The organism is Methanohalophilus portucalensis (genome assembly GCF_002761295.1).
Classification (GTDB): domain Archaea; phylum Halobacteriota; class Methanosarcinia; order Methanosarcinales; family Methanosarcinaceae; genus Methanohalophilus; species Methanohalophilus portucalensis.
In genome coordinates this window covers 1,518,572-1,534,373 of the sequence record NZ_CP017881.1, presented here as the reverse complement: position 1 = coordinate 1,534,373, position 15,802 = coordinate 1,518,572, and the positions used below count along the sequence as shown (strand labels likewise).

Sequence of the window (15,802 nt, the reverse complement as noted above, 5' to 3'; positions counted from 1 at the left end):
TATGGAAGACCAGCGGACATGCTATACTATTGGTTATGGAAATAGCGTTTTTGATGAATTCCTGAATAGATTACTGGACAATACCATAAAAATAGTTGTGGATGTACGTAGTTATCCACAATCACAGCGTCCGGAATTCAATGCAGAAAACCTGAAAGTTAAACTCCCAGAAAATGAAATTGTCTATTGTCACTACCCTTTGCTTGGAGGGATGGGTGAGCGTTCTTATATAGAATATATGAAAAGTGCAGCTTTCAGGAAAGGGTTTACAGACCTATTATACCAGATAAACAGGAAGGCAAACAAAGATACAAAGATTGCTCTTATGTGTGCAGAAAAGAATCCACGCAACTGTCATCGCAGACATATTGCAGAAAGACTTGAAAAAGAGGGGATAAAGGTGATACACCTGACCGAACCCGGACAGGCATCCCTCATCTTTTAATGCATATTTTCCAGGCGTTTAATACGCTCTTCTGTATTAGGATGTGTACGGAAAAGGTTTGCAATCGTGCTTTTCCTTATCGGATTTACGATAAACATATGAGCCGTACTTTCAGATGCTTTCACATCCTTTGGATTCTGCTTGTAATTGCTTGCACCCTTCTCAAGTTTAGAAAGAGCACTTGCAAGAGCCCGGGGATTTTTGGAAATACGAGCCCCTTCTGAATCCGCTGCAAATTCGCGGGACCGGGAAATTGCAAGGCGTATAATCGTGGCTGCAAGGGGAGCAACTATTACAAGGGCCAGGAAGCCTATGATATTATTGCCTTCACCATCACGTCCGCCGAGACCTCCAAATATTGCTGCCCACTGGGCCCATGTGGCAACCAGGGTGATCACACCTGCAATTGTTGCGGCTATTGCACTGATAAGTGTGTCCCTATTCCTGACATGAGCAAGTTCATGAGCCAGAACACCTTCGATCTCCTCTGAATTCAGGATATCCATAATACCTGTAGTTACTGCCACAGCAGCATGCTCAGGATTCCTGCCTGTAGCAAAAGCATTGGGCATGGATGTCTCCACAATATAAACCCGCGGCATTGGCAGGCCGGCATTGTAAGCAAGGTTATGCACTATCCGGTACAGCTGTGGAGCTTCGGCTTCTGTAACTTCTTTTGCCTTGTACATTTTAAGCACAATCTTGTCACTATACCAGTAGGTACCGAAATTCATGAGGATAGCAAAGGCAAAAGCAATCAGCATTCCTCCTGTACCCCAGTATGAACCAACCATTACCAGCAGACCCGTGAGTGTTGCAAGTAATACTGTAGTTTTAAGCATGTTCTTCATGATATACCTCGAGCATACTTCGGATTATGTCAAAATAAGCTCATATTAGTTATGTAAGAATGAATTGTAATTCTATAAAAGTATTACGCTCAACTCAGGTTACTCCTACAATACCTACCAAAAGCAGGGCCAAAAGGAACATGATTACAAGAGCAAAGATAAGGAGTACATTACCTGGATTGTATTGTGCACCTTCTTCTTCATAAAAATTAGCGTGTTGCATAATCATCTCCTGATGTTGATCATATGTTAATATATAAATTATTCTATTAATAAATGGCCCCTAAAAAAGAAAGAGGATATTCAGATATCCTCTACAGTAATATCTGATTCATTATCTACACCTTCAAGCATTGATTCAAGTTCTGCGAGATCATCATCCAGTGACGATATTTCTTCATCGGTAATTGCTGCACCTTCCTGTGCAAGTATATCTTCCGCAGAATCTTCGGATGCAGTTTCATTATCCACTTCCGAGTCATCCTGGTTTGTACAACCCGATACCATCAAAGACGAAAACATGATCAAGACAAGCAACAAAGCCATGAATCTTTTCATGCTATTCATTCCTCCCCGGCCTCGTCATTCATTGTACTGTTTACTGAGTCTTCGTCCACATCGATCTCCATATACTGCTCGATCTGTTCATCCGTCAATGAAGTTCGGTTACCGATCTCGGATATGACTTCATTCAAATCGGTGGTATTGAGAGTAAACTCATCCTCAGTTTCATTGAACTTTATTTTCACTTCTGATTGCTCGCCTTCAATTTCTACTTCAATCTCGATCTCTTCTTCATCATCGAAATCTTCGCCCTCATCGATCTCCATATACTGCTCGATTTGCTTAGCTTTCAATGAAGTTCTGTTACCGATCTCGGATATGATTTCATTCAAATCGGTGGTATTGAGAGTAAACTCATCCTCGGTTTCATTGAACTTTATTTTCACTTCTGATTGCTCGCCCTCAATTTCTACTTCAATCTCGATCTCTTCTTCATCATCGAAATCTTCATCCTCTGTAGAATAGGTTCCTGCCCATTGCATGATGTCAGAATCCGTGGTATAGGTTCCATCACCGGAGAACACCGTGCTTCCAGTACCCTCTGCATCAATGGAAATGTTCTCTCCTGATACCATCATCGTAAGACGGCTGCCGTTAATATGAGCATCTCCTGTGAAATTAAGATATACTGCTGCAGGAGTACCCCTTCCCATGGATTCTTCGGGAGTGATCCGCTCATATTCCCCGTCCATCTCTATGGTTGCATCACCTGCCAGATCCTTCACAACAATTTTTGCATCTGTTGCCGAGAGGTTTATATCAAAATTACCAGACAGTACAGCTGTCCCATTGCCATTGGCACTGACATTTGTATCTTCTGAAAGATTAGCAAATCCCTGCCTGTGATCTTTCAGGAATTTCAGGATGTCACGGAGTACATCGTTGGCCTGGCGTGTAGCATTCACTGACTGTTGCATGTAGGCAAGGGATTCACTGCTGCCTTGCTCTGCATCCAGGGCCATTTCACGATATTCTGATGCATTTTCAATCAGAGCATTATACTCCTCAATCATTAGTTCGACTTCTGTGGTATCCACTCCACTTTCATTGAGACGCTCTATTTCGGACTCGAGACGCTCGGAAATGGAGTCGGCTTTATCAATATAATTTCCAACACCGTTCAGGACGTTGAGAGACCTGAATTTGTATAGGTCCTTTGAAACGTCATGCCAGATCTTACGCACATCCCGTGCAATCTCTGCAAGCTCTTTTCGGTCTTCAGCACCTTCGAGTTTTTCCTGCTGCTCTTCAAGTTGACCGATGTATTCATCGATTCTTTCGATGGAATCCTCTGGTACACCTTTATTCTCGAAATCTTCCTTTGTATCGGACAGACGGGTTATCATATAGTTGATCGTATCATTGAGATACACACGGGACACATTGAATACATCTTCGGAATTAGCAGAGATTTGTCCCTTTTGGACCCTGTCCTTAACATTCAGGAGATGTTGCCTGGAATTCTCATAATTATTCTTCATCCGCTCCCTCTGTCCCGGTACTTTGTCACGAGCAGAAACTTGAGGGTTTGGAGTATTGCCAGGATTCATATTGCCCCGGTCCGTATTCATTTCCATATTCCTTCCCGGTACATCATCAGGAACGGAAGTATTGTTAGGGCTCATGTTGCCCCGGTCTGTATTCATTCCATTATCTGGCTTTGCAACTGCAACCGCTGTAAACATACTTGCACACATTGCAATGACCAGAACAAAAGTCAATATCTTTCTGAAATCCATTCCAATCCTCCTTGTATTTAGCATCGTCATCAATTGCATATTGGGCAGATGAGAATATAAATATACTTTCAAAACAGGAAAGTTTAAAGAAAAATAAAGCATTTTAAAACTTTATAATAGTTTAATTTTCATAAATAAGGCTTTAATTAGGCTAAAAAAGTAATTAAATCCAATAAAAAGGATTAATAAACAAAAATTACCAAAAAGGAAGAATCATATTTTCAACAAACAATATATGCAATACTGCATTAAACTAGGATTGTGAGTAACAAGCAACTTCGAATAAATACAATTGTCCTGCTGTGTATTCTGGTATTGTGCAGCTGTGCAGCCGCCGAAGAAACTGCAACAGTTCATGGTTCACTATATAACTGGTACACTTTAGAACCACAGGAAGATGTCATACTCGAAATAAACACAACTCCTGCACAAACAGTAGTGGCCAGCAATGGGATATATGCATTCAACCTGGAGCCTGGATCATATCTTATAGAAGCCAGAGGGTATGAAAACGGTACACTCACAGCTTACTCAGAAGAAGAAATTATAATCAAAAAGCAAGGAGATTACGTAATAGACATACTGCTTTATCCGGTATATGAGGAAGATATTGAAGACCTCAACGATACTGAATTAAGCAACCTGACAGCCTCTGTAGAGGAAGGTACAAAAATCGTTGAACAAACATCTGATGATAAGGATAACTACTCCTATTTCTTAATACTCATTATTCCACTACTTATTGTTGCAATCTATTTTTATCGCCACAAAAGGGAAGATTATAATCAAAAACCTGTTACAACTATTCCGGATATGCCCAAGGTTGAACATACACCTGAGATGGCACCATCTGGTGAAATATCTCAAGAAGTGCAGCCAGAAGAGGGCAAAAAAGAAGAGGAACTACCCGCAGACCTGAAGGAAATTCTGACAATAGTAAAAAAAGCCGGAGGAAGAATAACCCAGAAAGATCTCAGGCAGAAACTTAATTGTTCTGAGGCAAAAACAAGCCTGATGATCGCAGATCTGCAGAGAAGAGGACTCATTGACAAGTTCAAAAAGGGAAGAGGAAATATACTGGTATTAAAAGATTAAAAAGTTCCCGACCACCAAAACCTATAATTGTCTATTACCCGTTAAGAATGAAAAACAGATAATCCAATTATACCAAAAGGAGGTTACCTATGAGAGTTTCAATGGATATAGAACTGAAAGACACGCCAGGTCAGCTCCTTTGCGCTCTGACACCCATATCAGAATTACGCGGGAACCTGAAATCAATTGTCCATCACCATGAAGAAAGGACACCAAGAGGCACCATTCCAGTACAGCTCGTTTTTGAAGCCGAACCTGATAATCTCGATGCAATTATAGATAAACTTAAAAAAAATGGCATAGGAATCAGCAGAGTAGATGAAAAAAGATTGATCGAGGAAGGAGCAGTCATCCTGATAGGTCACATTGTCCATACTGATATTCAGGACACTATCAACAGCATTGACAGGACCGGGTATGCAGAAGTTGTGGACATTTCCCTTTCCATGCCCCATATCAATACTACTTCATCTGCTTCCCTGAAGATATGTGCTGTTGGGATAAAAGAACTGCATGAAGCAATCAGCATACTAAAAAATGTTGCAGAGAAAAAAGACCTGCTTGTTGTTGAGCCCATAAGGGCAGAATTTTCCTGAGGAGTTATACATATGAAAATTATTCGTGCATCAATAATCGGTTTTGGTTCTGTAGGACAGGGAGTAGCTCAGGTATTACTCCAGAAAAAAGAGGAGATCCAAAAAAAGGGTTTTGATCTGAAAGTTGTTGCTGTGGCTGATTCCAGAAGTGCTGCTATCGATGAAAAGGGGCTTGATCTTGAAAAGGTTCTCAAGAGTAAAAAGGAAAACGGCCGGGTAGGATCCGAAACACTTAGCGGTCTGGAAGTTATCAGGAATGTAGAACATGAAGTTGTCATTGAAACCACCCCTACAGACATTGAAACCGGAGGAGTGGGACTTGACAACATGTTGACAGCTTTTGAAAAGGGTATGGATGTGGTAACATCCAACAAAGGCCCCCTGGCCCTCAAATATGGGGAACTTGCAGAAGCTGCCCAGAAAAACAATGCTAAATTCAGGTTTGAGGCAACCGTCGGTGGTGCCATGCCGGCAATAAACCTGATACGTGATACTATCGCAGGCAACTCAATTATCAGTATTGAAGGAATCCTGAATGGAACCTGCAATTACATCTTAACAAGGATGATGGAGGAGCACGCATCATATGAACAGATGCTTGCAGAATCCCAGGAGTTAGGGATTGCTGAAACCGACCCAACCTATGATGTGGAAGGAATCGATGCTGCCTGTAAACTTGTAATTCTTGCAAACTATGTATTCGGAATGAAAGCAACATACCATGATGTGGATGTAAAAGGAATTACCAGTATCACTCCCGAAGCTCTCTCCCTGGCTCAATCCGAAGGGTATGTAATCAAGCAGATTGGGGAAGTAAAGGACGGATGTATCCAAACATCACCACGTCTAGTTCCAGAAAGCCATCCACTTGCTGTTGGGGGGACACTCAATGTTGTATCGGTGCAGACCGATCTTGCAGGCACAGTTACCTCAACTGGCAGGGGTGCAGGTTCTATCGAGACCGCAAGTGCAATCCTGAGCGACCTTATATCCATTTACAGGGAAGATTGAGAACAGGTGTTCATAAGTGACCTCTTTTGAATATTTTGCAAATACATGTGCAAGTATCGAAAATATCCCGGGTTCACTGGAAATGACCGATGTGATTGCAAAACTCCTGAAAGAGGTTACAATCGAAGAACTTCCTGTCGTGACCCACTTTGTAATGGGTTCGGTTTTTCCTGCCTGGAGTGACAGGCAGATGGGGGTCGGGAACAGACTCCTATATACAGCCCTATCAAAATCATCAGGGATTTCAGAGGAAGAAATTGAAAATATCATCCGTAAAACCGGGGATATAGGGGAAACAGCAGTACAGGCCCTGTCCTCCAATCCTGCCGGACAGTCCACATTCTCAGCATTTACTGAAGAAAAACCCGGCATGGAAATCAAAGAAGTTTATGAGAGATTTACCCATATTGCAGATACTGCAGGGAAACGTTCCCAGGGTACCAAAATAAAAAATCTACAATACCTTTTCAATTCGGCAACCCCGATAGAGGCACGTTATCTGGCCCGGCTTGCTATCGAGCAACTGCGTATCGGTGTGGGAGAAGGAATTGTCAGGGATGCGATCTCCAAAGCTTTTGAAACTGATGTGAACGTAGTCGAGCGGGCATTCATGCTGACAAACGACCTGGGGCTTGTAGCCGTTGCGGCCTGCAATGGTGGCAATGAAGAGGTACAGAAACTTGACATTCAGCTGAATCGCCCTGTCAAAATGATGCTGGCCCAGGTAACACCCAGTATCCAGTCAGCCCTGAATGACCTTGGAGAAGTTGCTGTGGAATGGAAGTTTGACGGGGCAAGAGTGCAGATACATAAAAAAGGAGATAACATACACATATTCTCCCGCAGACTTGAAAATGTAACATCCTCCCTGCCCGATGTAGTAGAAGCAGTTCAGGAAAATGTGAATGCAGACACGGCTATTCTAGAAGGAGAAGCCGTGGCAATCGGAGAAGATGGTAAACCCCGGGCATTCCAGGACATACTAAAGCGGTTCAGAAGAAAATATGACGTTGAAGCAATTGCCAAAGCAATTCCTCTCAAACTAAACCTCTTTGACGTGCTCTATTTTAATGGGGAAAGCCTGATAGACAATCCCCTCAGGAAAAGAAGAGAGTTATTGTTCCAGAATGTCCAGAGCAATGACAGGATACTCGTGGACAGGCAGGTTATTACTGATAATGAGGAAGAGATACAGGAAATCTATGCAGATGCCCTCAGGGCAGGCCATGAAGGCATAATGATCAAAAAGCCCGATGCACCTTATTCTCCCGGTAAAAGAGGCAAGAACTGGCTCAAGAAAAAACCACTCATGGAAACCCTGGACCTTGTAGTTATCGGTGCCGAGTGGGGATATGGACGACGGGCAAACCTAATTGGTTCCTATGCACTTGGTTGTTATGATCCGGACACCGGGAAATTCCCTGCCATTGGAAAGGTAGCCACCGGGATTACAGACGAAAAACTGGCAGAACTTACCACTCTTTTCTCAGATTTGATTGTTTATGAAGCGGGCAGAAAAATAGAATTAAAACCCGAAATTGTATTTGAGATTGCTTTTGAAGAGATACAAAAGAGTCCCAATTATGAATCCGGATATGCCCTGCGTTTTCCCAGGCTTGTTAATGTGAGGGATGATAAATCTCCTGAAGAAGCAGAGAGCCTGGAAAGGATCGGGGAGATATACCACTCCCAGAGATCCTGATTATCTTCCCAGTTCAGCATGGGCGCGTGCCAGATGGCCGGCTGCCTGTGCGCCTACAAGAGAGATTTCTCCTGCAAGTACCGCTGATGCTATTATTTCAGCCAGTTTTTTTGAATTGGCACCGGGTACATCACTTCCGCCGGCGACTCCCAGCAAAGCCAGGCATTCTGCCTGCGTACCTATTTTAGTGCCTCCTCCTACAGTACCCAGCTGTAATGCCGGCAGGGTCACAGTACAATAAAGGGAACCATATTTTGTGACATCCATTGTAGTTATCGCACTGCTACCCTCAACAACATGAGCGGGGTCCTGGCCACAGGCAATATACATGGAAGCGATTATATTGGCCGCATGGGCATTGAATCCCAGGGACTGCGCACGGGCAGAACCCAGAAGATTTTTTCTGTAATTCACCTCTTCCATTGCTTGTGGAGTGGTCTTTAATTTCTTTTCTACAACTTCAGCAGGCAATTCAGACTCAACAACCACAGTTTTACCCCGCCCCTTGATGTTATTGATAGCTGCGGGTTTTTTGTCGGAGCACATGTTTCCAGAAAGTGATACCGGATAAACACCGAACTCATCACTGATCAGGTCTACAATCGCCTGGGTAGCAATAGTTACCATATTCATTCCCATAGCATCCTTGGTGTCAAATTCAAAACGCAGGTAAACATTGTTACCCAGTACATATGGTTCAACACCGGTAAGTTTACCAAAACGCGTTGTTTCAGAAGCTTTATTTTGAATTTGTTCAAAAACGTCCTCACCTTTTATCCAGTCAACAAATTCTTTTGCATGATTAATATCATTCATCCTAAACACAGGCGCCCTGGTCATCACTTCATTGAAGACCCTCACTACAGTTCCACCTGAAAAAGAAATAGCCGAACAACCACGATTCACACTGGCAACCAGAGCTCCTTCTGTAGTGGCAAGAGGAAGGTAATAATCCCCTTGCGCAAATTCCCCACCTATTTTAACGGGACCGGCAATTCCCAGAGGAACCTGCACCGCTCCAATCATATTTTCAATATTGCGCTTACTTGCTTCATTTTCATTTATACTGAAATAACCAATATGTTCCAATTGCACATCTCTGATTCTTTCCAGGGCCATTCTGCGAAGGAGCACAGCCCTATCTTTTTCTACATGTTTGTCCAAACGATGCATTGAAAGGTCGCCACTGACAAGTTGGCCCAATAATTTCTCTTCTTCCATAGAAAGTTGATTTTCTGGATTCATTGTGATCACTAATGATTTTGTGAATATGTATAATTATCACATATTGTTACAAGTATTTCACGCATAATAATCTTTAGAAATTAAAATCTTAAAACATACTTCCTCATACTAATGATTACTATACAAACCGATGCGGATAACGTTAAATAAGAATAAATATAATTTAAACTTGCTAGTGGTATAGCAGGTGGTACAACAAGAAAGCTCACATTAATAGCGATAGTTGAGGCTATCTGTTGTACTTCTCTATCTTTATAGCAGACGTGGTGGTATGAGCTAATGAAGAGTGGGGATAGTCCAAACGAAGCCCCCGAGACCAGCCAAAATCCCGATTCAGAATTCAATAAATGGAGAAGGGAATGGCTGGTCAAAAAGGCAAAGGAAAGAAGTAGCCATGGTACAAGAGAAAGTAATCCTGATATGGACAATGGCTTCTGGTACTGGTACATGGAAAAAAGTGCAAAATTGCATCAAAGGTACATGCATCTTTATGATGATATTACTGCAAAAGAATTCAGGGAAAACAAAGAGGGAATTGATGACCCCAGGGATGACATAGATTATATAAGACAACAATTTTTGAAACAGGATCGAGAAACAGTGAAAGTACTGGCAGACAAGCTTGCTAAAGTGGGTTTGGAAAAAGAATCAAAAGAATTCCTATCTTTAAAGCCCATGCATAAAGAAACTATCCAAAAACTTGACCGTTTTTTTGAAGTGTTGCATAGCAAACACTATAATGATCTTGAGATAATCGATTTTTATTTATCCCTCTCACCAGAAGAAAGAGTGGAGCTGGGTTGCAAACCCTAAAAATTCATGAATATATCTTTTCTTTTGCAACCTTTTCGGGTATGATTATCCGATAGTCTTAAATAAACAACTGTCCGTACAAAATAGTACTAAAGTGTACATTAAATATGAGGGACTTATCATGGAATATACAAAATATATACTCGATGAAAATGATATGCCAAAGAAATGGTATAATATTTTACCTGACATGCCCACCCCACTTGAGCCTCCATTGAATCCTGCAACAAATGAACCAATCAAACCGGAGGAACTGGAACCTCTTTTTGCCAGGGAACTTATCAAACAGGAAATGTCTGATAAGCGTTACATAGACATCCCCGATGAAATAAAAGATATCTATAAGCTCTGGAGACCATCACCCCTTTACCGTGCCTCAAGACTTGAAAAGGAACTCGACACACCTGCAAAGATCTACTACAAGCACGAGGGTGTAAGCCCTGCTGGAAGCCATAAACCTAACACCTCAATTGCCCAGGCTTACTACAACATGAAAGAGGGAACCGAAAGGATCACTACTGAAACCGGAGCAGGACAGTGGGGAAGTGCTCTTTCTCTTGCATGCAACTATTTTGACATTGAATGTAAAGTATACATGGTACAATCAAGTTTCTACCAGAAACCTTACAGAAAATCCCTGATCAATCTCTGGGGGGCAAATGTAATTCCATCCCCGAGCAATGAAACCCAGTTTGGCAGGAAGATCCAGGAAGATTTTCCTGACACAAGCGGAAGTCTGGGTATAGCCATCAGTGAAGCTGTGGAAGATGCTGCCCTCAATGATAATACCCGGTATGCATTAGGAAGTGTGCTTAACCATGTTATGCATCACCAGACAATAATAGGACTGGAAACCCAGGAACAGATGAAAATGGCAGAGGATTACCCGGATGTCGTTATCGGCTGCTGTGGTGGCGGTAGTAACCTTGCTGGAATCGGCCTTCCATTCATCAAAGATAAAATGGATGGCAAGGATTTGAGAGTAATCGGTGTAGAACCATCCGCATGTCCTACATTAAGCGCCGGCGAATTCAGGTATGATTACGGCGATATGGCAAAGATGACACCATTGTTGAAAATGCATACTCTGGGATACGATTTCATCCCCCCTGCAATCCATGCCGGAGGACTCCGTTATCACGGTTGTTCACCCATAATCAGTCAGCTTGTCAATGAAGGTCTCCTGGAAGCCACAAACTACCACCAGATCGAAGTATTCGAAGCAGGCGTGACCTTTGCCCGAACAGAAGGATTTGCCCCAGCTCCTGAATCATGCCATGCAATCAAATGTGCTATCGATGAGGCAATGAAGTGCAAGGAAACAGGGGAAGAAAAGACAATCCTGTTCAATCTGAGTGGCCATGGCCATTTTGATATGATTTCCTATGATAAATATTTCAACGGGGAACTTGGAAACGAGTGAAAAAAGAAGAGAATATTAAAAATCCTCTTCTCCTTCTTTTTGCCCGACATGACTATTTTCGTGTTCTGCAATCAGGTCTTTTTTGTATACCAGTGTCCTGTATGGGAACGGAATCTCGATTCCTTCTTTATCGAAACGCTTTTTAATCGATTCCCTAATCTCACATCCTGCACCATAAGCAAAACTTCTATCCCGCAACCACACAAATAATTTTAGGTTAACTGAAAAATCTCCGAGTCCTGTTAAAAGGACAGAAACATCATCATCACTGAACTTTTCATCATATTTCCGAATTTCAGAGAAAGACATTGTATGTTTATTTTTGCGACCTTCGTCGACCATTATCTTACGGGCCAGATCAATATCGGAATCATAACTTATACCGATCTCAATTGGCCAGCATACCGTAGGGTCCTCTATAGTCCAATTTATGATCGCTTCGTCACTGATTACATGATTTGGTATGATAAGCCTGCGGTTATCCCAGGTTTTAACGACCGTATGACGCAAAGTAATGTCCGTAACCTTGCCGTAATCATCTCTTACATTAACACGATCTCCTACCCTAAAGGGACGAAATATGGCAAGGGATACACCTGAAATAATATTTGACATTGTGTTCTGGGCAGCAAGACCAACGACGATACCCAAAAACCCTGCACCAGCAAAGATAGCAAAGGAAAGATTTTGAAGCGTCGGAAAACGCATAATTATCAGAACTAAGCCAAATACATAAACAAAGGCTACGGATGTATGCCTGATAATTCGATAAGCAGTTTCATCGACATCCATCCTGCGGCTGGCCATTTCAAATTGATGATGAATTAGCCTGTCAACTAATTTTGATGCAACAATCGTAAGTACAATAACGAAAATTACGAATAGAATATCCAGTGCATGCCAGGAATTCCAGAAATGCCATGAAGTGTCGGAAAGTACATCTGATGTGTTTGCCATTGGACCTACCATATTTACTCTTAATAAAACATCCAATAAATAATAGTGCTTATAATTTAATCTTTATCCATATTTGTGTTCTTAAATTAGAGCAGCATTTTATTGCTTATAAATCCTGTTTTCTGTGAATACACACTAATTGTATTGTTACCTGCAACAGAAACTTTATTGTTTTGAGCCTTTGGTACGTGTACGACAAGGCCTGGCGTTTTCTTCGATAAAATCAATTATCATGGAAGCAACATTTTTTCCGGATGCCTTTTCGATTCCTTCAAGTCCAGGGGAAGAATTTACCTCCATTACCAGGGGACCCCTTGAAGATCTAAGCATATCAACTCCCGCAACATTCAATCCAAGAGTCTTTGCTGCCTCAACAGCAGTTTTCCTTTCCGCCGGAGTAATTTTTACAGAACAAGCAGTTCCCCCACGGTGAAGGTTAGAGCGAAATTCTCCCTCTTTTGCCTGTCTTTTCATGGCAGCCACAACTTTATTACCAACCACAAAACAACGGATATCCGATCCTTCTGCCTCTTTGATATATTCCTGCAACATTATATTGACCTCCATCCCTAAAAAGGCATCAATCAAACTTTCAGAAGCACTCCTGGTCTCGGCAAGAATCACACCTATTCCCTGGGTACCTTCAAGTAATTTTACCACCAATGGAGGACCTCCAATCATTCTAATGACATCATCGACATCATCTGGAGACCGAGCAAACCCTGTGATAGGCATTCCCAATCCTTTTCTGGAAAGAATCTGCAAGGAGCGTAGTTTATCCCGGGACCTTGAAATGGATACTGATTCATTTACTGGAAATACACCCATTATCTCAAATTGGCGTAAAACCGCAGTCCCGTAAAATGTAATGGAGGCAGCTATGCGCGGAATAACAGCATCAAAATTATCAAGATCCTGACCATTATAGTGGATGGAAGGCTTTGAAGATGTAATATTCATATAGCAGCGAAGAGTATTGACAACCATTACAGAATGGCCTTTGATTTTTGCCTCCTCCACAAGCCTACGCGTAGAATATAAATTTTTATTTTGTGACAAAATAGCTATTTTCAACCCACAATTCCCCTTTAATATAAATGCCATTAATTGTATTTGTAACTTTCATCAACAAAAGTGATATCCAAACTCACCTTTAGATGTGAAATTTCATGAAAATAGAAGAACTGAACCTACCTTCAGAAGCCATTAACCTATATCTTCAGGCCGGTATAGAAGAACTCTATCCGCCCCAGGCAGATGCTGTAGAAAAAGGACTTCTGCAGGGAGAAAACCTACTTGCAGCAATCCCCACAGCATCAGGGAAGACCTTACTTGCAGAGATGGCGATGTTAAAGGCTATCAAAAAGGGAGGCAAGGCCCTTTACATTGTACCACTGCGCGCACTGGCTTCTGAAAAATTCAGGGATTTTAAACGATTTGAAAGTCTGGGTATAAAAACTGCCATATCAACAGGAGATTTTGATTCAAGGGATGAATGGCTCGGTTCCAATGACATAATAGTTGCTACCTCCGAGAAAACGGATTCCCTTTTGCGTAATTCCACACCCTGGATGAAAGATATCACCGCTGTGATCGTTGATGAGGTCCATCTGCTGGATTCGGCAAACAGAGGACCCACACTGGAAGTAACCCTGGCAAAACTCAAAAGACTCAACCCTGAGGCACAGGTGGTTGCTCTTTCAGCTACAGTTGGTAATGCTATGGAAATTGCTCAGTGGCTGGAAGCAAAACTCGTACTAAGTGAGTGGAGACCCACGGACTTACATGAGGGGATTTTTTTCGGGGATGCCATCAATTTCTATGAAGAGCAGAAGTTTATCGAAAGACGCCACAAGGAAGACACTGTTAATCTTGTACTGGACACTATTATCGAAGAAGGACAATGTCTTGTTTTTGACAGCAGCCGACGAAATTGTGTCGGATTTGCAAAGAAGTGTGCTCCTGTTGCAGGAGAACTGCTCGACAGGCAAAAGCGCAATGAACTGGAAGAAGTTGCAAAAGAGGTTCTGGAAAACGGGGAGACTAAGCTTACTGAAACTCTTGCCTACTGCATAAAAAAAGGGGTTGCTTTTCATCATGCAGGACTTAATTCCGCCCATCGCAGGATCGTAGAAGATGCTTTCCGGAACAATTTAGTAAAGATGATCTGTAGCACACCAACATTGGCAGCCGGGTTGAACCTGCCCGCCCGACGTGTGATCATCCGCAGCTATAAACGCTATGACCCCAATGCAGGAATGCAGCCTATTCCTGTGCTTGACTACAAACAGATGGCCGGCAGGGCAGGCAGGCCACATCTGGACCCCTATGGAGAAGCTGTAGTCATAGTGAAAACATATGAAGAACTAACTGACGTGCTGGAGAGATATATCAACGCTTCTGCAGAAGATATCTGGTCCAAACTGGGTACCGAGAATGCACTGCGCACCCATATCCTTTCCACTATTGCAAGCGGTTTTGCAAATTGCCACAAGGAGATACTTACCTTTCTGGGTTCCACTTTTTTTGCCCACCAGCAAGAGAGCTGGAATTTTGAAGAACTGCTGGAAGACTGCCTGACATTCCTCAAAAATGAGGGAATGCTTGAACAGGATAATGAAATCATCCGGGCAACTGAACTGGGGAAAATGATATCCTCGCTATATATAGATCCTCTTTCGGCTTCAAAAATCATCCGCGGACTGGAAAAAACCACACATGTCACAGATATGACTTTGTTGCAACTGATTTGCAGTACACCGGATATGCGCCTGCTTTACTTGCGCAACAGGGATTATGAAATAATAAATGATTATGTGATGAATCATACCGAAGATTTCATAGAAGTGCCCAGTCCCTTCAAACAGATAGAATATGAATGGTTTCTTTCAGAGGTCAAGACCGCTTTGTTACTCCAGGAATGGATCAATGAGAAAAGCCTGGAAAAAATTGTTGAGAACTATCAGGTCGGAGAAGGCGACATTTATGCCAGCTCTGATATTGCTGAGTGGTTGATGCATGCCACTTTAAGGATTGCATCCAGAATAAATCCACAACTTGAAAAAGAATGTGCTAAACTTGAAAAAAGGATACATTATGGCGCAGGCAGTGAACTAATGGAATTGGTGGAAATTCCAAATGTAGGCAGGGCAAGAGCACGCAAACTTTTCAAGAAAGGATATAGCAGCCGTCAGAAACTTGCAACAGCAAATGAAAAGCAACTTGCAGGTATAGTCGGGCCAAAGATAGCCCAAAAAATCCTTTCTTACCTGGGCAGGGAAACTGACAGCAATGGTTATGTAGAGCCGGAAACATTGGAAAATAAGAAACAACAGAAAACATTTCAGGACTTCATCTGAGA

The 15,802-nt window shown here is 42.2% G+C and carries 15 protein-coding genes; 8 read left to right on the top strand and 7 right to left on the bottom strand.

All coding sequences use genetic code 11. The features are described 5' to 3' along the window. Position 1 precedes the first annotated feature (1 nt). Entirely contained in the window at positions 2-445 is a 444-nt protein-coding gene (locus BKM01_RS07915; protein ID WP_072359352.1) for a DUF488 domain-containing protein, read from the top strand. On the opposite strand, the gene htpX is transcribed toward BKM01_RS07915, so the two are convergent. The 4 genes from htpX to BKM01_RS07900 all read right to left on the bottom strand — a co-directional run bounded on the left by htpX (position 442) and on the right by BKM01_RS07900 (position 3,599). Further along, positions 442-1,296, bottom strand: a complete 855-nt coding sequence (gene htpX / locus BKM01_RS07910) for a zinc metalloprotease HtpX (RefSeq protein WP_072359351.1) — start codon at positions 1,294-1,296, stop codon at positions 442-444. The two genes, BKM01_RS07915 and htpX, sit on opposite strands and share 4 nt — an antisense overlap. A 94-nt stretch (positions 1,297-1,390) precedes the next feature. Continuing rightward, positions 1,391-1,519: a hypothetical protein gene (locus BKM01_RS11170; RefSeq protein ID WP_257790276.1), complete on the bottom strand. Its 129-nt coding sequence runs from the start codon at positions 1,517-1,519 to the stop codon at positions 1,391-1,393. A gap of 80 nt (positions 1,520-1,599) precedes the next feature. After that, entirely contained in the window at positions 1,600-1,854 is a 255-nt protein-coding gene (locus tag BKM01_RS07905) for a hypothetical protein (RefSeq protein WP_072359350.1), read from the bottom strand. A 5-nt stretch (positions 1,855-1,859) separates the two neighbouring features. After that, positions 1,860-3,599 (bottom strand): hypothetical protein, encoded by a 1,740-nt coding sequence (locus BKM01_RS07900; protein WP_072359349.1) that lies wholly within the window; start codon positions 3,597-3,599, stop codon positions 1,860-1,862. Between the two features lie 261 nt (positions 3,600-3,860). Here BKM01_RS07900 and BKM01_RS07895 point away from each other — a divergent pair, with 261 nt between their 5' ends. The 4 genes from BKM01_RS07895 (at position 3,861) to BKM01_RS07880 (ending at position 8,003) form a co-directional block, all read left to right on the top strand. Beyond that, entirely contained in the window at positions 3,861-4,694 is an 834-nt protein-coding gene (locus BKM01_RS07895) for a helix-turn-helix transcriptional regulator (protein ID WP_143744128.1), read from the top strand. Between the two features lie 89 nt (positions 4,695-4,783). Next, entirely contained in the window at positions 4,784-5,290 is a 507-nt protein-coding gene (locus BKM01_RS07890; protein WP_072359346.1) for an amino acid-binding protein, read from the top strand. Positions 5,291-5,302: 12 nt separating this feature from the next. Then, positions 5,303-6,301 (top strand): homoserine dehydrogenase, encoded by a 999-nt coding sequence (locus BKM01_RS07885; RefSeq protein ID WP_072359345.1) that lies wholly within the window; start codon positions 5,303-5,305, stop codon positions 6,299-6,301. Between the two features lie 16 nt (positions 6,302-6,317). Further along, complete coding sequence (locus BKM01_RS07880; RefSeq protein ID WP_072359344.1) at positions 6,318-8,003, top strand: ATP-dependent DNA ligase; 1,686 nt, start codon at positions 6,318-6,320, stop codon at positions 8,001-8,003. Here the strand turns inward: BKM01_RS07880 and hmgA are convergent, their stop codons facing one another. Further along, positions 8,004-9,248, bottom strand: a complete 1,245-nt coding sequence (gene hmgA, locus BKM01_RS07875) for a hydroxymethylglutaryl-CoA reductase (NADPH) (RefSeq protein ID WP_072359343.1) — start codon at positions 9,246-9,248, stop codon at positions 8,004-8,006. 279 nt (positions 9,249-9,527) lie between these two features. On the opposite strand from hmgA, the gene BKM01_RS07870 reads away from it, so the two are divergent. Together BKM01_RS07870 and BKM01_RS07865 are read left to right on the top strand one after the other, a co-directional pair. Further along, positions 9,528-10,061: a hypothetical protein gene (locus tag BKM01_RS07870; RefSeq protein ID WP_072359340.1), complete on the top strand. Its 534-nt coding sequence runs from the start codon at positions 9,528-9,530 to the stop codon at positions 10,059-10,061. 121 nt (positions 10,062-10,182) lie between these two features. After that, the gene (locus BKM01_RS07865) at positions 10,183-11,484 is read left to right on the top strand and encodes a TrpB-like pyridoxal phosphate-dependent enzyme (RefSeq protein ID WP_072359337.1); all 1,302 of its coding nucleotides are present in this window, start codon (positions 10,183-10,185) and stop codon (positions 11,482-11,484) included. A 15-nt stretch (positions 11,485-11,499) separates the two neighbouring features. Here the strand turns inward: BKM01_RS07865 and BKM01_RS07860 are convergent, their stop codons facing one another. Beyond that, positions 11,500-12,453: a mechanosensitive ion channel family protein gene (locus BKM01_RS07860; protein ID WP_233125604.1), complete on the bottom strand. Its 954-nt coding sequence runs from the start codon at positions 12,451-12,453 to the stop codon at positions 11,500-11,502. 153 nt (positions 12,454-12,606) lie between these two features. Further along, on the bottom strand, positions 12,607-13,545 hold the full coding sequence (gene rimK, locus BKM01_RS07855; RefSeq protein ID WP_257790275.1) for a 30S ribosomal protein S6--L-glutamate ligase: 939 nt from the start codon (positions 13,543-13,545) through the stop codon (positions 12,607-12,609). Between the two features lie 65 nt (positions 13,546-13,610). Between rimK and BKM01_RS07850 the strand changes: the two genes are divergently transcribed. Then, a complete protein-coding gene (locus BKM01_RS07850) occupies positions 13,611-15,800 on the top strand; it encodes an ATP-dependent DNA helicase (RefSeq protein ID WP_072359333.1) in 2,190 nt (729 codons plus the stop codon). Positions 15,801-15,802 lie beyond the last annotated feature (2 nt).